This window comes from Seonamhaeicola sp. (assembly GCF_028281565.1).
In the GTDB taxonomy this organism is placed as follows: domain Bacteria; phylum Bacteroidota; class Bacteroidia; order Flavobacteriales; family Flavobacteriaceae; genus Seonamhaeicola.
In genome coordinates this window covers 14,568-34,430 of the sequence record NZ_JANQJQ010000006.1, presented here as the reverse complement: position 1 = coordinate 34,430, position 19,863 = coordinate 14,568, and the positions used below count along the sequence as shown (strand labels likewise).

Genomic DNA, 19,863 nt, shown 5'->3' with positions numbered 1-19,863 from the left:
AATTATTACGAATGACGGTTCATATTAAATTCGATCTGTAAAGATAAGATTATTATGGTTACCTGAAAAGCTACTCAAAAAACTAAACGTTTTTTACACTAATAATCTTTACAGGACATGCTTTAGCAGCTTTATCACAGTCCTCAAAGATAAAATCATCCGGTGATTTCACTGTATAGAATCCTTTCTTTTCTTGGGAACGCAATAACACACTTTTTCCATCCTTTTTTGACATTTGAAACTGGTTTGGCGCCAATTCCACGCAATAGTTACAACCTATGCACTTATCGCGCTGCAAGGTGACTACTACCATTAAGCCTCTACTTTGTTTTCAACAATTTTATAAAGCTTGTCGGAAGGCCTGATTCTAAACCCTAACGGAATGGTAACGGAATCTCCTTTTGAAGCTGAAGTTAATTTTTCGTCATTAACCAGCATGTCTTCAACTTTTAATTCCTTCACACCGGTTGTTGGTCCGGTGATTAAAATCGTATCGCCTATACTTAAATCGAAAGCCTCAATCTTAAATTCTCCAATTTCAGGTTTTGGGAAATAGTGCATCCCCTTGCCTATATAAACCTTCTTTTGCGTGGCATGTGAACCGGACCCTTTACTCCATTCACCTAACTTCTGACCTAAATAATATCCACTCCAAAACCCCCTGTTGTAAACTGTTTCCAAAGTTTGCATCCAGGAAATGACTTCATCTTTATTATAAGTCCCATCGGCTATACTATCTATAGCTTCGCGATAGCATTTAATTACTTTCGCTACATATTCAGGGGCCCTGCCACGTCCTTCAATCTTCAAAACTTTAATGCCGGCATCAGCAACCTGGTCTAAGAAATCAATAGTACACAGATCTTTAGGCGACATGATGTACTCATTGTCCAGTTCCATTTCAAAACCGGTTTCCTGATCGATAACCGTGTATTTTTTTCTGCAGTTTTGCTTACAGGCACCTCTGTTTGCAGAAGAGTTATACGAATGCAAACTCATATAGCATTTCCCTGAAACCGCCATACAAAGCGCACCGTGTCCGAAAATTTCAATCTCCACCAATCTACCGGAAGGTCCCTTTATTTGCTCTTTTTCTATTTGCTCGGTGATCTTCTTTACCTGGCGCAAACTCAACTCTCTACTCAACACCATGGTATCGGCAAACATGGCATAAAACTTAACCGTTTCAATATTAGTAATGTTTATTTGAGTTGAAATATGCACTTCCATACCCTGCTCTCTTGCCATACCAATCACAGCCTGATCCATAGCTATAACCGCTGTAATATCGGCTTCCTTAGCTTTTTTTATCAGGGTCTTTACAATAGACAGGTCATGATCGTAAATAATCGTATTTAAGGTAAGGTAAGTACGAACATTTTTGGCTTTACATCTTTGGGATATTTCTTCCAGGTCATCCAAAGTAAAGTTGATGGAGGCTCTGGCCCGCATATTCAATTGCTCCACGCCAAAATACACAGAATCGGCGCCATTATCCAAAGCAGCCTGTAGCGATTCAAAGTTTCCGGCCGGTGCCATTAATTCAATCTGTTGCATAGCTTTATTTTTTATCTGCTTTTAGAGTTTCGTGTATGTTTCTTAAGTCTTTTTTAAAAGGTAAGTGGTCAGCTCTTCCTTTTTTAAAGATATCATTACTATTCCCTTGCCCTTTTCTTAAAGCTTTTTGTTCTTCATAAGGTAAGGCGTGTATCTCTTTACAGTTTGTAGAACAGCAATTGTTCATGGCTTCTTTGCATTCGTCACATTGAATGAATAACAGGTGACAGGCATCATTGGCACAATTGGTATGTACATCGGCCGGTTTACCACACTGATGACATTGAGCAATGACATCATCGCTGATTTTTTCAGCCCTGCGTTCATCAAACACAAAGTTTTTACCAATGAATTTGTTTTCCAATTCCTGCTCTTTTACCTGACGCGTATATTCTATAATACCGCCTTCCAGCTGAAAGACATTTTTAAAGCCTTTATGTTTAAAATAAGCACTGGCTTTTTCGCAACGGATACCACCAGTACAATACATCACCAGGTTTTTGTCTTCTTTGTGTTCTTTTAAATCATCTTCAATAATATCCAACGATTCTCTAAAGGTGTCAACATCCGGTGTTATGGCATTTTTAAAATGGCCTATTTCACTTTCGTAATGGTTACGCATATCTACAAGAATGGTATCCCTGTCTTCTATTAGATCATTGAATTTTTGCGCTCCAACATGAACACCCTTATCGGTTACATCAAAGGTGTCGTCATTTAATCCGTCAGCTACAATTTTATGGCGTACCTTAACTTTAAGTTTTAAGAACGACATATTATCCTGCTCAATTGCAATATTTAGCCTGATATCTTTTAAAAAGTCTATGGTGTCCAGGTGTGCCTTGAATTCGTTAAAACGGTCTGCAGGTAATGACAGTTGCCCGTTAATGCCTTCGGTAGCTATATAAATTCTGCCTAAAACATCCAGTTTATCCCAAACAATAAAAAGTTGGTCTCTGAATTCTTGCGGATTGCCAATGTTGGCATATTGATAAAAAGAAAGTGTTAATCGATCTTTCCCTGCTTTCTCAATTAACGCTGCTCTTTCTTTTGCACTTAATTTATTGTACAGTTGCATGCTATACCAATGTTTTAAGATTAAAGAAATATTTTGAGCCGCAAAGGTACACCTTTTACACAGAATCAGCTATTTACAAAATAAAAAAAGCACTTTAGGGGCATAAAGTGCTTTTCAGTCAGAATTGAGTTAGTTTTAGTTATAACGAAGCAGGTATTTTTCACAGCAAAGTTTTTCCCACTTTTATACTAGATACAAATTGTGGAAAAAGGTTGCGTCATAAAATTGTATTGTGAAAAAAGTTATAGTATTTTAGCAAGCATAACTTCAGAAAAAAACAGATACATGAGTAGCGAAAAAGAAGCAAAATTAAAAGCATTAAAACTTACATTAGATAAATTAGATAAAGCCTACGGAAAAGGTACGGTAATGAAAATGAGCGATGCCGCTGTTGAAGATGTAGATGCCATTTCATCAGGATCTTTAGGATTGGATATTGCCTTAGGTGTTGGTGGTTATCCGCGTGGCCGTGTTATTGAGATCTATGGCCCGGAATCTTCAGGAAAGACCACTTTAACCTTACATGCCATAGCCGAAGCTCAAAAGACCGGTGGTATTGCTGCTTTTATTGATGCGGAGCATGCTTTTGACAGGTTTTATGCCGAAAAATTAGGCGTTGATATTGATAATCTGATCATTTCTCAACCTGATAACGGAGAACAGGCTTTGGAAATTGCTGATAATTTAATTCGTTCAGGCGCCATTGATATTGTAGTAGTGGACTCGGTGGCTGCGCTGACCCCAAAAAGTGAAATTGAAGGCGAAATGGGGGACTCTAAAATGGGGCTCCATGCACGTTTAATGTCTCAAGCCTTAAGAAAGCTAACGGCTTCCATCAGTAAAACCAATTGTACGGTCATTTTCATCAACCAGTTACGTGAAAAAATTGGGGTTATGTTTGGTAATCCGGAGACCACAACCGGTGGTAATGCCTTAAAATTTTATGCATCGGTAAGATTAGACATCAGGCGCTCTACACAAATAAAACATACGGATGGCAGTGTTGCCGGTAATAAAACCAGGGTGAAAGTGGTTAAAAATAAAGTAGCTCCGCCGTTTAAAACGGCAGAGTTTGATATTATGTATGGTGAAGGGGTTTCTAAAGTAGGTGAAATCCTGGATATTGCTGTTGACAATGAGATCATTAAAAAAAGTGGTTCCTGGTTTAGTTATCAAGACACCAAACTGGGCCAAGGCAGAGATGCTGTAAAAGCATTGATAAAAGATAACCCAGAACTCATGGATGAGCTTGAAGCTAAAGTTAGAGACATCGTAACTTCATAACCTGTTAAAAAGTCCCAAAATCATTGGGATTTTTTTATTTTCATACGCAACCATTCAACCTCCATAGCATCTATTAGGTGTAAACATGTATTTAACCCTAAAACTATTTGCTATGAAAAGAGTTATTTTGCTATGTTTAACACTTATGCTTTTTGCATCCTGTAGTGTTGACGATGATGGTACTAATTTTAGTTTTGAAGTTTTGCCCGTTGAGAGTGTAGACATGCCTACAGAATTTGTATTAGGAGAAACATATCCTGTTACTATTTCTTATTTTAGACCCTCAACATGTTACGCGTTTAGAGATTTTTATTATTTGAAAGAACTAAATGAGCGAACGGTGGCACCCATAAATTATGTTTTTGAACGTAATGATTGTGAAAACCTTAATGACGCCTTGGTGGAAGCTACATTTAATTTTATAGTTACCAATACCGGTTCTTATATTTTTAAATTTTGGCAAGGCGAAGATAACAACGGGGAAAGTCAGTTCTTAACTATCGAAGTGCCCGTGGTTGAGTAAAAGAATAAGTATTAATTAATACATGTTTAAATTTGAGTTTAAACCAACTCATAGAAAATTGTAAAATTAATGATACTAAAGCTCAGGGAGAATTATACAAACTTTTTTCAAGTAAGTTATTCTCTGTTTGCTTGAAGTATTCGCGTAACTATGCCGAAGCCGAAGATAATTTGCAAGACGCATTTCTTACAATTTTTCATAAAATAGAACAATATAAGCATAAAGGTTCTTTTGAAGGTTGGTTAAAACGCGTTACTGTAAATACTGTTTTACAGCGTTACAGAAACGAAAAAGTGTTTGATATTGTAAATGAAAATAGCATTGAAGATGATGCCGTTGAAATTGATGATGAAACCTTTTCATTGGATTTTCTTTTACAGATCATTCAGGAATTACCAGACAGGTACAGGTTGGTTTTTAACCTGTATGTACTTGACGGGTATTCGCATAAAGATATAGCAGACATGCTAGATATAAATGTAGGAACTTCAAAATCAAACCTGGCACGAGCCAGACAGATTTTGAAACAAAACATTCAAGATTATAAATTGTCCCAAAGTTTACAATCATTATAAATGAGTGAGAAGAAACATATTGACAGGTTATTTCAGGAAAGCTTTAAAGATTTTGAAGCTACGCCAAGCGATGCCGTTTGGAAAAACATTGAAGCTAACCTAAAAAAGAAAAAGAAAAGGCGCGTGATTCCTATTTGGTGGCGTTATGCCGGTGTTGCTGCTTTACTTTTACTGTTGCTTACTATAGGTGTTATTTATTTTAGTGATAATGACAACACGACACCCATTGAAGTAGTAGATGAAACCATGAACCCTAACGATCCGGAAGCAAAAACTCAAAACGATTTAAACGACGAAAATACTGTTGTTTCCAGTTCGGGTGATGAAGGTGTAACCCCTGAAAATGTTGAAAATACTAATACTCCTTCTGATAACACTGTATCACAAAAAGAAACCTCAATTGCCGAGACTTCAGGAGGAAAAGACAAAAACGAAAGTCGCGTTGATAAAACATCTAAGACTAACCTTAACAAAACTCAAGGGAATAATGCTATTGCTAAAAACACTGAAGACATCAATAGCACCAAAGAAGCTCAAAATAACGTAAAGAATAATGCGGTAGCTCATGTTAATTCAGAAGAAGACAAAAACGATTTACTTCAAAATCAATCCACAAACACTAATCCTGTGGCCGATACTTATGAGACTGATCAAACCAAAAATGAATTAACGGACAATAAAAAGGAAACCGTAGCCGAAAACAAAAAAGAAGAAAAAAGCCTTACTATTGAAGAGGCCTTAGAAGAGCATAACGAACTTTTAGAAGAATCCAAAAAAACAAGCCGATGGGCCATTGCTCCAAATGCTGCACCTGTTTATTTCAACACATTAGGTCAGGGGTCATCCATAGACCCTCAATTCAATGGCAACTCAAAAAGCGGTGAAGTTAATATGAGTTACGGTATTTCTGCCAGTTATGCTGTAAGCGATAAAATAAGTATTCGTTCGGGTATCAATAGGGTTAATTTAGGATACAATACCAATGATGTCGTTATTTTTCAAACAGCGGGAGTAGGGGTGCAAAGTTCTTTACGAAATGTTAGGGAAGGCGCCGGTAGTAATATAGCATCTGATAACATTTCCATCGCTAGCGAATCAAATTTCAATGATGTCCCTCTGGTATTTAATTCTACTAACACCACCCTTAATCAAACCTTTGGTTATATTGAAGTACCGTTGGAAGTTCAATATGCTTTATCTGATAAAAAACTGGGTGTTAATGTTATTGGCGGATTTAGTTCTTTCTTTTTAAACAGTAACAAAATATTTTCTGAAGCAGAAAACGGCCCCAGAACCTTTTTAGGTGAGGCCAGCAACTTAAATAAAGTAAGTTACAGTGCTAACTTTGGTTTGGGCTTTAACTATAATATATCTGAAAAATTAGACTTGAATTTAGAACCTATGTTCAAATATCAAATAAATACATTTAACAATACTTCCGGTAATTTTCAACCCTTCATGATAGGGGTCTATACCGGATTCGTCATTAAATTCTAGGTTTTTGGTTAGATCTGGGTAATGTGTTTTCAATTAAGCTCGAAAACCATTATCAAAAAAACTGCTTCTTCCCCGAGGCAGTTTTTTATTTGTTAAATATTCTCAATTGCTTTAAAATAACGGTTCTGGCTTGTTCATTCAGGCTTTTAGTATCGCCAATTGTTAAGCCTTGAGTTGATAAAAACTTGTGAATTTTAACCCGCATAGGTCCGGGGCCACCACTAAAGAATGTGTAAGAAAATCGTTTTTTATTGTCGGCAAATGTTAAAGGCACTATGGGTATTTGATGATTAATTGCCAACCTAAAAGCCCCATCTTTAAATTCGTCTAACTCAACATGTTCTTCCGGTACGCCCCCTTCAGGAAAAATACAAATACTGAGGCCCGATTGTAATCGTCTTTGTGCTCTTAAAAAAACGGCCTGCCTGCTTTTTGCCGAACTTCTGTCAACCAAAATACAGGTACGTTTGTAGAAAAACCCGAACAAAGGAATTTTAGCCAGTTCTTTCTTTCCAACAAAAACAAATGGATTTTTAACCGCTGCCAACATTAACATAATATCAGTCATAGAAGTATGGTTCGCTATAAACATATAGCTCTTACCTTTTTCCGGAATCTGATCTCTTTTAAAAGTATATCTAAAACCCATCCCTTTTAAAATAAATTTAGCCCAGATACGAGCCAATTTAAAGAAGAACGGATACCACGATTCTTTAGAAATTGAAATTAAAAGAATGGGAAACATGATAATGATGGGTACCGCCACAAGAATGTAAAACCAAATACGGTAAAGGATCCAAAAAATGTATTTGAAGATATTCATCAACTTCAAAAGTACTATTAATATTTAGTATCTTTAAAACATATTAATTTAAAAAATATTCTATTATGAGTTTATTATATGCTTTATTGGTTGGTGCTATTGCCGGATGGTTAGCGGGAAAATTAATGAAGGGGGGTGGTTTTGGAGTACTTTTAAATATTGTTATTGGTATTATTGGCGGGTTTGTTGGAAACTGGCTGTTCGGGGTGCTAAATATTAATTTATTAGGCGGTGTTATCGGTGATATTTTAACCGGAGCCATAGGCGCTTGCGTCATTCTGTTTGTAGCCGGACTGTTTAAAAAATAGATTTTCTATAAAAAATATATAAAAGTGGCGTTTGCCACTTTTTTTATTGCATAACTTATCTTTAAATTTGCGGTTTATTTCACATCATGGCAAGAATACTCACGGGCATACAAAGTACAGGAACACCTCATTTAGGAAATATTTTAGGCGCTATAATTCCGGCAATTAAAATGGCTGAAAAACCTGACAATGATTCTTATTTGTTTATTGCAAACCTGCATTCTTTAACACAGATCAAAGATGCCAAAACCCTAAGAGAGAATACATATTCAACTGCTGCTGCCTGGTTAGCATTTGGCTTAGATATTGAAAAAAGTGTGTTTTACAGGCAAAGTGATGTGCCGCAAGTAACCGAATTAACCTGGTACTTAAACTGCTTCTTCCCTTACCAACGTTTAACATTAGCCCATAGTTTTAAGGATAAAGCCGATAGATTGGAAGATGTAAATTCCGGATTATTTACATATCCTATGCTCATGGCCGCCGATATTTTAATGTACGATGCCGAAATTATTCCGGTAGGAAAAGACCAGGAGCAACATATTGAAATGACACGAGACGTGGCTTCGCGTTTCCACTCTAAAGTAGGAGAAACATTTGTGCTGCCTAAAGCCGATATTCAAAAAGAGACTATGCTTATTCCGGGGACTGATGGAGAAAAGATGAGTAAAAGTAAAGGGAATATCATTAATATCTTTTTAGACGATAAAAAACTTCGAAAGCAGATCATGACTATCAAAACCGATAGCACGCCTTTGGAAGATCCCAAAGATTGGAAAACCTGTAACTGTTTTGCCATCTACAGCCTTTTAGCCAATGACCAGCAGAAGGAAACCATGAAAGCAAATTATGAAAACGGCGGCTACGGTTACGGGCACGCCAAACAGGCTTTATTTGAGTTAATTGTTGAAACATTTGCTTCAGAAAGAGAAACATACAACTATTACATGAACAACCTTGATGAACTTGATAAAGCGCTTGCTAAAGGTGCTGAAAAAGCGAAATTGGTAGCCAATGAGGTTCTAAACAGAGTGAGAGAAAAGGTTGGGTATTAAGGTATAATTTCAAATTAATTAAGCTTTTTTACAAGACTGCTATTAATGCTAAATTTCTAAACAACAGTCACTTTATGTATATTTAGAAACTAAATTAAAAGCGGTTTATTCATGTCTCCGAGTAAGAATATAAAATATATATTTTTCTTATCTGCCCTTCTATTATTCTTTGCTCAAAATCTTTATGCGCAAAAATTTATAGACCGTTTTAAGATTACTCAGTTTAAACTACCAATCGAAACAAGAGCCAATGCTATTTTAGAAGATTCCTATGGTTTTCTATGGATAGGTTCGACTAATGGGTTATGGCGATATGATGGCAAAAACTTCAAAAATTATTTAAAAGACGAAACCGATAAAACCAGTATTACAGATAACAATATTAGTTCCCTCTATGAAGATAAGCAAAACACATTATGGATTGGAACATATGGAGGAGGGCTACTAAAATACAATAGAAATTGTGATTGCTTTCAGCGATTTACCCATAACGAAGAAAACCCGGAAAGCCTCAGTTTCAATGAAATACAAACCATATTCGAAACAAAAGACAATCATTTTTATATAGGTACGGACGGTGGCGGCTTAAATTTAATGAATCGCAAAACCAATACCTTTAAATCATTCAAATTTGACTTGAATGATACCTCCAGTATTAGTCATGACAACGTTATTGATATTGAAGAAATCTCAAATGGAAAGTTGGTAGTGGCCACCTGGAAAGGACTCAATATATTCAATCCCAAAACACAAACATTTGAACGTATTTTCAAAACACCTGAAACAACATCTCAATTTCATAGCAAACTGGAATACTTTAATGGAAAATTGATTACGGCATCTGAACGGTTTTTAATTTACAATCCCAAAAATAAATTCTCGGAAATAGACCTTACCAATGGGTATGCCCATGGAATGGAAAAAGAAGATGACGACAACTGTTGGTTTTTAAGTGGAGACACGATGTTTATTACCGATCAGAATTTGAACCTCAAGCAAGAGATTAGATTAAATACATTGTTTGACTCTGAAACGGGATTTTCACTGGCAAGAATATTCCATAATATTAAAAAGAATACTTCCTGGGTATTAGATCATTCAGGCAGTTTTTTCCATATAGAAAGAACAACGACATTTTTTAAACCTTTTTTCAAAGAAAGTTTTAAAGGAGTTATAGCTAAAACTAATTCCAATTATTGGGTTTCTGAAGCCAACGGTATTTATATACTTGACAAGTCGTCTAAGGAACTTCAAAAACTAAAAATAGAGTTTCATGGGAGACCATTCATTGCTACGAACGAAAACAACAATGTCTGGGTGGTAGATAACAGTTTCTATTATGAATTTACATTTGAAGGAGATTTGATTCAGCAATTACCTCAAACCTCTAAGAACCCCAGACCTTATGCAGCAATTCAAACCAAAAACAAACAACTATGGGTTGGTGAGATCCTTGGTGTTTCCAAATATGACATGGTATCAAAACAAATCACACACTTCGAATGTGATTGGAATGAACCTAATGGCATTGGGTATTTTCATCATGCGATAGCCATATTTGAAGATAGCAAAGGTGAGATTTGGATCGGAACCGAAGGCGATGGATTAAAAAAATATCTTCCGGAATCACAGGAGTTTCTTCATTACAGACACAAAATTGGAGACAAAACAACTTTGAACAACAATTTTGTCAATGACATATTCGAAGACAATGAACATCAACTTTGGATAGGAACCAGGGCTGGATTATGTAAACTGGATGAGATAACCGGAACTTTTACACAATGTGATAATCCTATAATAAAGGACAAAATTGTTAATTCAATTGAACAGGATTCCGAAAATAATTTTTGGATTGGAACTCTTAACGGACTTATAAAATATGACTATAAGCATGATAAAGTCCGTATTTTAATTGAACAAGATGGCTTGCCTTCCCATAGAATAGGAAGATCCAGTTTGCATTTAGAAACCGGCGAACTCGTTTTTAATACGGATAAGGAGCTTATGATTTTTGACCCCAAAGAGGTTAAAGAAAATGATGAGAGTCCCAAATTATATATTTCACGGTTGTGGGTAAATAATGAAATTGTATCTCCAAATAGCAGTTACATTACCAAAAATATAGAGATTGAAAATAGCGTTAACTTAAGCTACAGTGACAAAAAGTTTGAATTTGAGTTTCAGGTTATCAATTACAATAATAATGGTCGTTGCAAGTTCGCTTACAAATTAGATGGCTATGACGAGTCCTGGGTTCAAGCCCATAATAATCAAAAAGCAACGTATACCAATATTCCTTCCGGGAATTATACTTTCATGGTAAAAGCCACCAATGAACATGGTGTTTGGGGTGAAGATTTAAAAGAGGTGAGTGTTTATGTGCATCCTCCTTTCTGGGAGCGTTTATGGGTTAAAATTTTAGGCGTTTGCCTTATCTCGGGAGCTTTTGCTCTGGTCCTTTGGCTGGTGATTAGAAAAGAACGAAATCGTTCCAAATTTGAAATTGAAAAAGAACGTGTAAAGCGGTTTGAAGAAGTCGCTAAAATGAAACTTAAGTTTTTTACAAATATATCTCACGAATTACGCACACCTCTAACCTTACTCACCTCACCTTTAGATAAGTTCGTTCAGGAAAATATAAAACCAAATAATAAGGTTTTGGAAATGATGCATCGTAACAGTTCAAGACTGTTAGAACTGGTTAATCAAATTCTGGATTTCAGAAAATTAGAAAGTGATCGAAAACTCATAATTACGGCACAAAAGGATTTTTCGGTTTTTAATAATATCAACGCATCATCCTTATACCTGTCTAAGGAAAAAGGTATCAGGTATATTAATGAACTTCCAACCAAAATGGTCGAACTGTATTTTGATTCTGATGTCCTGAAAAAAATAGTAACTAATCTTATTTCTAATGCTTTTAAGTATACCCCAAATGGTGGACAAGTTGAGTTATTGGTGCGTCTCAAGGATATTGAACTAAATCAAGATAATAAGGTTTCCAGTGGTACTATGGAAATTCATGTTATTGATAATGGCTCAGGAATACCCATGAAATATAGGGAAAAGGTATTTGAACGTTTTTATCGCCTGGATAAAGACCCGGACTTTGGATACAGTAGTGGCATAGGGTTATCGCTTACAGCCGAACTGGTTGAACTTCATAGGGGAAAAATTGAGCTAAAAACCGACACCAAAGAAGGATGCCACTTTAAGGTTGAGATTCCTATAGGTTATGAAGATTATCCCGATGAAAATGTTGCCAAAAATCTCAAACTTGCAGAAATTGACTCCGATAAAACCTTGGTTTTAATAGTAGAAGACAATAACGATATTCGAAACTACATTTCAGATGAATTAAAAGAGCGTTATCAGGTCATTGGAGCAGAAAATGGCAAAGAAGGTTTACAAATTGCCATAGCAACATTACCAGATGTTATTATTAGCGATATTATGATGCCTGAGTCTGATGGCATTCAACTGGCCAATCAATTAAAAAGTAATGACCTGACTTCCCATATTCCAGTTTTATTTTTAACCGCAAAAACAGGAGTTGATAACAAAATTAAGGGGTTGACCACAGGTGCCGAAGATTACATTCAAAAGCCTTTCAACATTTCCGAAATCAAGCTTAAAATTAAAAACATACTGGATAGCAGATATCAATTGCTTAAAAACTTCGAAAAACAAACTAGTGCAAAGGCTAATAGTTCAAATATAGAAACTACCGATAAATATCTGGAAAAAATCAATCTAAAGCTAAATGAACATCTTGAAAATTCGGAGCTTTCCATTGATAAACTTTGCTCTGAACTAGGCATTGGAAGATCTCAACTCTACAGAAAAATTCAAGCGCTTACTGGAAAATCCATTATTGAATATATCAATTCTTACAGGCTTTCCATTGCAATGCAACTTATTAAAGAGGGGCACCATACATTAAAAGAAATAGCCTATAAAACAGGTTATAACGATAACCGATATTTTAGTCGCTCGTTTAAAAAAGAATTTGGTAATCCGCCGTCTCACTATCTTCCCAGGAAGTCCGTATAGGAGCTCTTTGTTCAATATTTGCAACATTTTATACAAAAAGTCCACCTTTGCTTTTTAGGTTTCAGGTTAATTTTGAAAGCATTCTTTTGATTAATAAAATCTTTTGGTTTTGTTTTTCAGGATTTCTCCTTTCAATAAATATAAAACACTAAAATACCATGGCAAACTCACGAAGAGACTTTGTAAAAAAAACAACATTAGCAAGTACGGCTTTATCAGTACCTACTTATGCCTTTACAATATTAAAGAAACCTGAATTACATGATGACATTATAGGACATGGAGATCATACCTATCGTGTCCATAAATCCTGGGGAAACTTAGACCCTAACAGCACACCTATAAAGAATTGCCATGAAATGGTTTTGGATTCAAGAGGTCGTTTAATTATGATTACCGATGAAACCAAAAACAATATCATTATTTATGATAAGTCCGGTAAATTAATTTCAACCTGGGGGCATGAATACAAATCCGGACATGGATTGACCCTATTTAAGGAAGGTAATGAAGACATGCTGTTTATTACAGATCCGGAAGGTAAAGTTGTAAAAACTACCGTAGACGGAAAAGTTCTAATGGAGTTACCCAAACCTCAAGACATTGGAGTATATAGTAAAAACATGAACTATAAACCGACAGAAACAGCCATTGCTCCTAATGGTGACATTTATGTTTCTGATGGCTATGGCTCTGATTGGATTTTACAGTTTAATAAAGATGGAGAATTCATTAGAAAATTTGGAGGAAGAGGACATAACGATGAACAGTTAAACAATGCTCATGGAGTTGCTATTGATGATAGAGACCCCAATAACATAACCCTTTTATGTACATCCAGAGGGCATAATTCGTTTAAAAGATTTACGCTTGATGGTAAATATATATCTACTATTTTTCTGCCAGGAGCCTACGTTTGCAGACCTGTAATAGATGAGGAAAATATTTATTCAGGTGTTTGTTGGTCCAGAATGAAATATTTAGAACGTGTTCCTAACTCTGGTTTTGTTACCATTTTAGATAAAAATGATAAAGTAATTTCTAACCCCGGTGGTACAGAACCAAAATATGAAGACACAGAACTTCAACTTATGCTTCAAAGTACTCCTATATTCCACCATTGTCATGATGTTTGTGTAGATGAAGATAAAAATCTTTACATCTGCCAATGGAATGCCAACAAATCATATCCTATAAAATTAGAAAGAGTATAAATGAATCTGAGATTTATATTAATTGGGTTAATAATAGTGTCTTCCTGTAAAGACCATCGCGCATATACAAATATTCCTAAAAAAGAAATCCCTAAAATTGTTGATTACAATTTTGACGTTAGACCTATTCTTTCGGACAAATGTTTTAATTGCCATGGTCCCGATGCTAATAAAAGAGCTGCCGAACTGCGATTGGACACAGAAGAAGGTGCTTTTAAAGCTTTAAAAGATGATATCAACAAGCATGTTATAGTAAGTGGCAAACCTCTGGAGTCGGAAGTTTTTTTAAGGATTTCCTCAGAAGACACATCCAAAATAATGCCTCCTACAGACTCCAACCTAAAGCTATCAGAGTACGAAATCAAAATTATAAAAAAATGGATCAAGCAGGGCGCAAAATATCAATCACATTGGGCTTTTACACCTCCTAATAAACCGGAACTTCCAAAAGTAAACAACGAGGTCTGGACTATTAATGAAATAGACTATTTCATATTGAATAAGATTGAAAGCAATGGTTTACAACCAAACCCCGGGGCGAAAAAAGAACGTCTTTTAAAACGGGTGGCATTTGACTTAACCGGCTTGCCTCCATCGATTGAATTACAAAACGAGTTTTTGAACGATACCTCAAGTAATGCCTACGAACATATTGTAGATAAACTTTTAGCCAGTAAGCATTACGGGGAAAAAATGGCAGTCCCTTGGCTTGATGTAGCGCGATATGCTGATTCTCATGGTTATCAAGATGACGATGGAAGGACTATGTGGCCCTGGCGGGATTGGGTCATTCATGCCTATAATGAAAACTACCCTTACAACAAATTTGTCACCTGGCAGTTGGCAGGAGACCTCTTACCGGATAAAAACATTGAAACCGTCCTCGCCACAGGATTTAATAGAAATCATAAAATAACACAGGAAGGTGGTGTTATTGATGAAGAATACCGTATTGAGTATGTTACCGATCGAACAAATACCTTTGGAAAAGCATTTTTGGGTTTAACTTACGAGTGTGCAAAATGTCATGATCACAAGTACGATCCTATATCTCAACAAGACTATTTTAAAACCTTTGCCTTTTTTGATAAAGTACCAGAAAAAGGCTTGTACGCCACAGCAGTAGGTGTTTTTGCAGACCCCCCATTTATAGAACTCTCAACAGAGTTAATTAATGACAGCCTCCCCTTTATCAACAAAAAATCTATAGATACCATTCGTGTTATGGTCATGAAAGACTCCGTTGGTATAAGAACAACTCATGTACTTGAACGGGGGGTTTATGACGGAAAAGGCGAAATCGTAGATTTTGATACACCTGCGGCTATTTTAGAATTTGATAAAAGTAAATTTAAATCAAACCGATTAGGTCTGGCTAAATGGTTATTCGATCCAAAGAATCCGTTAACCTCAAGGGTTTATGTAAACCGGGTTTGGCAGGATATTTTTGGACGTGGTATTGTAAATACCTCAGGTGATTTTGGAATGCAAGGCGACCTACCGTCTCATTTAGAATTGCTTAATTGGCTGTCCATAGATTTTCGGGAACATGGCTGGGATATAAAAAGACTTATAAAACAAATGGTTACTTCTGCTACCTATAGGCAATCTGCCATAGTTGATTCTAAAAAATTAGACATAGATCCCGAAAATATATATTTATCCAGAATGCCCAGAACACGTCTGAATGCTGAAATGATAAGAGATCATGTATTAAAAAGCAGCGGGTTGTTAAATATGGAAATTGGAGGTTCCAGTGTAAAACCCTATCAACCAGATAATCTTTGGGCTTCTGCCAGCTCAAATCGGGGGTTTCTAACACAATATGTTCAAGATCACGGAAACAAACTTTATCGCCGTGGCATATACACCTTTATTAAAAGAACCGTTTTACCTCCGGTACAAACAACTTTTGATGCAGCATCCAGAGATCAATGTGAGGTAAAAAGGCATAGCACCTCTACACCTTTACAGGCATTAATTATGTTAAATAGTCCAACTGTTTTGGAGTCTTCCAGAGTATTATCTGAGCGTTTAAATAACCAGAATCTATCCGTAGAAGAAAAAATTGAAAAAGCTTTTCAGTTAATTATCTGTCGTAAAATCAAACCAGAAGAAAAAACGATACTAGTAAATTATTACAATGAACAAAAGGAACTATTTAAATCCGAAACTGAAAATGCCAGATCATTTATTGATGTAGGTGAATACCCAATTTCTAAGGGAAGAAATGATATTGAGATTGCTTCTTTAATGCAAATCATACATACCCTGTACAACATGGAAGAAACAATAATGAAAAGCTAAAAAGCAAATGGATAAAGAATTCTTTGAACATCGATTAAACATAAATCGCAGGCATTTTTTGGGCAAAATGGCCATGGGAGTTGGCGGTGCCGCTCTTGGATCTTTGCTGATTCCTAATTTATTTAAAGGTTCTGGTGCATCTGAAGACCAATTGCCTCTTGGAATAAAACATTTTGCCACAAAAGCAAAGCGAATTATCATGCTTACGCAAAATGGAGCACCATCACAATTGGAAAGTTTTGACTACAAACCAAAACTGAATGAGATGTTTGGTCAGGATTTGCCGGACTCTATCAGGCAAGGCCAAAGATTAACAGGAATGACCGCCAATCAAAAGAGTTTTCCTCTGGTTGGTTCCAAATTCGACTTCAAACAATATGGAAAGTCGGGAACATGGGTAAGCGACCTGTTTCCAAATATTGCAAAAATCACAGATGATATCTGTGTCATTAAAAGTATGCACACCGATGCCATTAATCATGATCCAGCCTTAACATTCTTACAAACCGGTGCACAACAAGGTAACAGACCTAGTATGGGGTCCTGGTTCAGCTACGGTTTAGGTAGTGAGAATAAAAACCTACCCGCTTTCTGTGTTCTATTGTCAAAAGGATCGGGAAATGGTCAAGGAGTATATTCAAAACTATGGTCCAATGGTTTCCTGGATAGCACCCATCAAGGTGTGCAATTGAGTGCCAGTGAAGACCCAATTTTGTATTTGAACAACCCAGAGGGTATGGACAAGGCTCAGCGTAGAAAAATGTTGGACCATTTAGCGGAACTAAACAATCTGGGGCATGCTGAATTTGGAGATCCGGAAATCCATTCTAAAATTAGACAGTATGAAATGGCATTCAGAATGCAAACGGCTGTTCCCGAAATAACAGATTTATCTAAAGAACCCGACCATATCACTAAAATGTACGGGGCAGATTCTATGATACCCGGAACTTATGCCTCAAATTGCCTGTTGGCAAGAAAACTCTCTGAAGCTGGTGTTAGGTTTGTCCAATTGTATCATCAGGGTTGGGACCAACATGGTAATTTACCTAATGAAATGCCTAAACAAGCTTTGGACGTAGATAAAGCATCGGCTGCATTAATTACAGATCTGAAACAAAGAGGGCTCCTGGATGAAACCCTGGTTATATGGGGTGGCGAATTTGGAAGAACTAACTATTGTCAAGGGAAATTAACGAAAGACAATTATGGAAGAGACCATCACCCCAGAAGCTTCAGTATTTTTATGGCTGGCGGTGGTGTTAAAGGAGGCATTTCTTATGGAGAAACAGATGAATTTGGATATAATATAGTAAAAAACCCTGTGCATATTCATGATCTGCAAGCCACCATAATGCATTTAATGGGTCTCGATCATGAAAAATTAACTTATAAATACCTGGGGAGACGATTTAGGTTAACCGACGTTCACGGGCATGTAGTTAAAGATATTTTGGCGTAGTATATGAAGAAATTAGAATACTGGATATTAAACCTCCTATTTTTTATGCACTCCTTTTTAGTAGTGCTGTTGATTTTTGAAAGTCAAATCTCGATTCCATTTTGGTTGCAACCGTTGGGAAGAATGCATCCTCTTATTTTACATTTTCCCATTGCTTTTATTGTATTGCTGGTTGTCCTGAATTTTCTTAAAAATCAGATGGACTCAAATTCGTTCGAAAAGATAAATCGGTTTTTAGTTTTATTTACTGCCTTTACCACTGTTCTGGCTTGCATTATGGGTTTATTTCTTTCCATGGAAGGAGATGCTACCAATTTAATGACGCTACACAAATGGATAGGCGTTGCTATAAGCTTTTTTATCTATGGGTTGGTATTTATCAAAAAAGAGCGCGTTTTTAAAACTGTGCTTTATATTGGTTTTATTGGAGTCATTTTTGCCGGGCATTATGGTGCGGGATTAACTCATGGAACCAACTTTATAACCGAACCTTTAAAAAAAGTAAAAGTTGTTGAGATAACTCAGGAAACTCCAATATTTCTGGGATTTGTTAAACCCATTCTTGATGCAAAATGTGTAGGCTGTCACAATCCCGAAAAACAAAAGGGGGAACTGGATATGACCTCCTTTAATACTATGGTGTCCGGAGGAAAGCATGGAGCTCTCTGGACTGCCGGCTCAACGGAAGAAAGTGCTTTATTAAGACGTGTACATTTACCGCTGGAGCATAAAGAGCATATGCCTCCAGAAGGGAAAAAACAACTGACTAAAGAAGAAATCAGGCTGCTAAGTTTATGGATTAAAAATGGCGCCAACGAAAACATAAGTCTGGTTCAACTACCGGAAAATGACACCTTGGGATTGGAAGTATCAAAACACTTGGAAAGAAAAACACAAAAGAAAACACTAGCCTATAATTTTGATTTTGCCCGTAAAAAAGATGTTGATGCATTAAAAAATCCTTATAGAACGGTGATTCAAAAATCGCCTTCATCTCCAGCTATAGAGGTCGTTATTCATGGAAAACAAACATATGCACCAGAGTTACTTACTGACCTGTCCAAAATAAAAAAACAAATAGTCTCATTAAACCTGTCCTTTTTACCTATTGATAAGGGTTCTATGGAGTTTATAGGTACTATGACAAACCTGGAGGAATTAATTTTAAATTTTACAGATCTGAAAACTGAGGATTTGGAAAGTTTAAAGACCTGTTCCAATTTGCGAACGCTATCTTTGTCGGGTACTCAAGTCGATTCCAATATAAGCGATATAATTAAAGTTTTGCCAAAGCTTAGTCGTGCATTCATATGGAATACGACCATTAATGAAGAAGAAATTAAAGTATTAAAAACGACATTTCCCGAGATTTATTTTGAAACCGGATTTCAGGACTCCGAAAACAAACTAACATTAACTCCCCCCAGATTACTGAGCAAAAGTACGGTTATTTCCAAGGACGACTATATCGTGTTAGGTCACAAAATGCCCGAAGTAGAAATACGATATACTACAGACGGTACTGAACCGAATGACTCCTCTCTTCTCTATAAAAATCCGATAAAAATCGATTTAAAAAGTAAGTTACCAATAAAAACCATAGCCTTAAAAAAGAATTGGCTCCCAAGTCCAGTAAAGACTTATAAATTTTTTGACAAAGGGTATTTGCCGGAAAAGTTTGAACTGGTTTATCAAGGTATCCAAAGTGAATTTATTGGAGAGGCTGGAATCATTTTAACAGATAATAATATTGGTAATAGCAATGATATTAGGTCATCCGCATATTGGGCTACTTTCAATAAACAAAAGCCTTTAAATGCTACCGCTTATTTTGAGGAAAGCTCTCCAAAAATTAAAGAAATTGTTTTTAGCTATGGTATTAACTATTGGCAAAAGAAAGAGCCTCTGGAGTCATTAGAGGTATGGGCAGGATATCATAAAGACAGTTTAAAATTAATTAAACAAGTAAAAAGGACTTACCGAAAAATCAATAAAGAAAAAGAAGGCAGCTATAGAAGCGTTGTTGTTAAAATTCCCAAAGCCGAATACAGGTTTTATAAAATTATTGCGATCCCTTTTAAAAAGGAAAAACTTTATGTAGATCAGTTATTTTTTTACTAA

At 36.1% G+C, this 19,863-nt stretch carries 15 protein-coding genes; 11 read left to right on the top strand and 4 right to left on the bottom strand.

What is annotated here, in order from left to right; translation table 11 throughout:
• Nucleotides 1–82: 82 nt before the first annotated feature.
• The 3 genes from Q0983_RS02030 to Q0983_RS02020 are packed head-to-tail and all read right to left on the bottom strand — an operon-like array spanning nucleotide 83 to nucleotide 2,635.
• Complete coding sequence (locus Q0983_RS02030) at nucleotides 83–313, bottom strand: ferredoxin (RefSeq protein WP_299547986.1); 231 nt, start codon at nucleotides 311–313, stop codon at nucleotides 83–85.
• Nucleotides 313–1,557, bottom strand: a complete 1,245-nt coding sequence (locus Q0983_RS02025; protein ID WP_299547984.1) for a peptidase U32 family protein — start codon at nucleotides 1,555–1,557, stop codon at nucleotides 313–315. Before Q0983_RS02025 ends, Q0983_RS02030 begins: the two co-directional genes overlap by 1 nt.
• Before the next feature lie 4 nt (nucleotides 1,558–1,561).
• Nucleotides 1,562–2,635 (bottom strand): rhodanese-related sulfurtransferase, encoded by a 1,074-nt coding sequence (locus Q0983_RS02020; protein ID WP_299547982.1) that lies wholly within the window; start codon nucleotides 2,633–2,635, stop codon nucleotides 1,562–1,564.
• Nucleotides 2,636–2,920: 285 nt separating this feature from the next.
• Here Q0983_RS02020 and recA point away from each other — a divergent pair, with 285 nt between their 5' ends.
• The 4 genes from recA to Q0983_RS02000 all read left to right on the top strand — a co-directional run bounded on the left by recA (nucleotide 2,921) and on the right by Q0983_RS02000 (nucleotide 6,514).
• Nucleotides 2,921–3,919, top strand: a complete 999-nt coding sequence (recA, locus tag Q0983_RS02015) for a recombinase RecA (protein WP_299547979.1) — start codon at nucleotides 2,921–2,923, stop codon at nucleotides 3,917–3,919.
• 112 nt (nucleotides 3,920–4,031) lie between these two features.
• Nucleotides 4,032–4,442 (top strand): hypothetical protein, encoded by a 411-nt coding sequence (locus Q0983_RS02010; RefSeq protein ID WP_299547977.1) that lies wholly within the window; start codon nucleotides 4,032–4,034, stop codon nucleotides 4,440–4,442.
• A 32-nt stretch (nucleotides 4,443–4,474) separates the two neighbouring features.
• Entirely contained in the window at nucleotides 4,475–5,017 is a 543-nt protein-coding gene (locus Q0983_RS02005) for a sigma-70 family RNA polymerase sigma factor (RefSeq protein ID WP_299547975.1), read from the top strand.
• Nucleotides 5,018–6,514 (top strand): hypothetical protein, encoded by a 1,497-nt coding sequence (locus tag Q0983_RS02000; protein WP_299547973.1) that lies wholly within the window; start codon nucleotides 5,018–5,020, stop codon nucleotides 6,512–6,514. It abuts the gene before it with no gap.
• Nucleotides 6,515–6,599: 85 nt separating this feature from the next.
• Here Q0983_RS02000 and Q0983_RS01995 read toward each other — a convergent pair whose 3' ends face one another.
• Complete coding sequence (locus tag Q0983_RS01995; protein ID WP_299547970.1) at nucleotides 6,600–7,337, bottom strand: lysophospholipid acyltransferase family protein; 738 nt, start codon at nucleotides 7,335–7,337, stop codon at nucleotides 6,600–6,602.
• 65 nt (nucleotides 7,338–7,402) lie between these two features.
• Here Q0983_RS01995 and Q0983_RS01990 point away from each other — a divergent pair, with 65 nt between their 5' ends.
• The 7 genes from Q0983_RS01990 (at nucleotide 7,403) to Q0983_RS01960 (ending at nucleotide 19,863) form a co-directional block, all read left to right on the top strand.
• Nucleotides 7,403–7,645, top strand: a complete 243-nt coding sequence (locus Q0983_RS01990; protein WP_299547967.1) for a GlsB/YeaQ/YmgE family stress response membrane protein — start codon at nucleotides 7,403–7,405, stop codon at nucleotides 7,643–7,645.
• 86 nt (nucleotides 7,646–7,731) lie between these two features.
• A complete protein-coding gene (trpS, locus tag Q0983_RS01985; protein ID WP_299547964.1) occupies nucleotides 7,732–8,700 on the top strand; it encodes a tryptophan--tRNA ligase in 969 nt (322 codons plus the stop codon).
• A 111-nt stretch (nucleotides 8,701–8,811) separates the two neighbouring features.
• On the top strand, nucleotides 8,812–12,759 hold the full coding sequence (locus tag Q0983_RS01980; protein ID WP_299547961.1) for a hybrid sensor histidine kinase/response regulator transcription factor: 3,948 nt from the start codon (nucleotides 8,812–8,814) through the stop codon (nucleotides 12,757–12,759).
• 158 nt (nucleotides 12,760–12,917) lie between these two features.
• Entirely contained in the window at nucleotides 12,918–13,973 is a 1,056-nt protein-coding gene (locus Q0983_RS01975) for a 6-bladed beta-propeller (RefSeq protein ID WP_299547959.1), read from the top strand.
• The gene (locus Q0983_RS01970; RefSeq protein WP_299547957.1) at nucleotides 13,974–16,280 is read left to right on the top strand and encodes a PSD1 and planctomycete cytochrome C domain-containing protein; all 2,307 of its coding nucleotides are present in this window, start codon (nucleotides 13,974–13,976) and stop codon (nucleotides 16,278–16,280) included.
• Nucleotides 16,281–16,287: 7 nt separating this feature from the next.
• A complete protein-coding gene (locus tag Q0983_RS01965; RefSeq protein WP_299547955.1) occupies nucleotides 16,288–17,742 on the top strand; it encodes a DUF1501 domain-containing protein in 1,455 nt (484 codons plus the stop codon).
• 198 nt (nucleotides 17,743–17,940) lie between these two features.
• On the top strand, nucleotides 17,941–19,863 hold the full coding sequence (locus Q0983_RS01960; protein ID WP_299547952.1) for an FN3 associated domain-containing protein: 1,923 nt from the start codon (nucleotides 17,941–17,943) through the stop codon (nucleotides 19,861–19,863).

Bases quoted from the DNA above. Each gene is read 5' to 3' on its own strand.
- Q0983_RS01960 (WP_299547952.1), top strand. From the start codon at position 17,941: ATGGACTCAAATTCGTTCGAAAAGATAAATCGGTTTTTAGTTTTATTT.
- Q0983_RS02030 (WP_299547986.1), bottom strand. From the start codon at position 313: ATGGTAGTAGTCACCTTGCAGCGCGATAAGTGCATAGGTTGTAACTAT.
- Q0983_RS02010 (WP_299547977.1), top strand. From the start codon at position 4,032: ATGAAAAGAGTTATTTTGCTATGTTTAACACTTATGCTTTTTGCATCC.
- Q0983_RS01995 (WP_299547970.1), bottom strand. From the start codon at position 7,337: ATGAATATCTTCAAATACATTTTTTGGATCCTTTACCGTATTTGGTTT.
- Q0983_RS02000 (WP_299547973.1), top strand. From the start codon at position 5,018: ATGAGTGAGAAGAAACATATTGACAGGTTATTTCAGGAAAGCTTTAAA.
- Q0983_RS02025 (WP_299547984.1), bottom strand. From the start codon at position 1,557: ATGCAACAGATTGAATTAATGGCACCGGCCGGAAACTTTGAATCGCTA.
- Q0983_RS01980 (WP_299547961.1), top strand. From the start codon at position 8,812: ATGTCTCCGAGTAAGAATATAAAATATATATTTTTCTTATCTGCCCTT.
- trpS (WP_299547964.1), top strand. From the start codon at position 7,732: ATGGCAAGAATACTCACGGGCATACAAAGTACAGGAACACCTCATTTA.
- Q0983_RS01975 (WP_299547959.1), top strand. From the start codon at position 12,918: ATGGCAAACTCACGAAGAGACTTTGTAAAAAAAACAACATTAGCAAGT.
- Q0983_RS01990 (WP_299547967.1), top strand. From the start codon at position 7,403: ATGAGTTTATTATATGCTTTATTGGTTGGTGCTATTGCCGGATGGTTA.
- Q0983_RS01970 (WP_299547957.1), top strand. From the start codon at position 13,974: ATGAATCTGAGATTTATATTAATTGGGTTAATAATAGTGTCTTCCTGT.
- Q0983_RS02020 (WP_299547982.1), bottom strand. From the start codon at position 2,635: ATGCAACTGTACAATAAATTAAGTGCAAAAGAAAGAGCAGCGTTAATT.
- Q0983_RS01965 (WP_299547955.1), top strand. From the start codon at position 16,288: ATGGATAAAGAATTCTTTGAACATCGATTAAACATAAATCGCAGGCAT.
- recA (WP_299547979.1), top strand. From the start codon at position 2,921: ATGAGTAGCGAAAAAGAAGCAAAATTAAAAGCATTAAAACTTACATTA.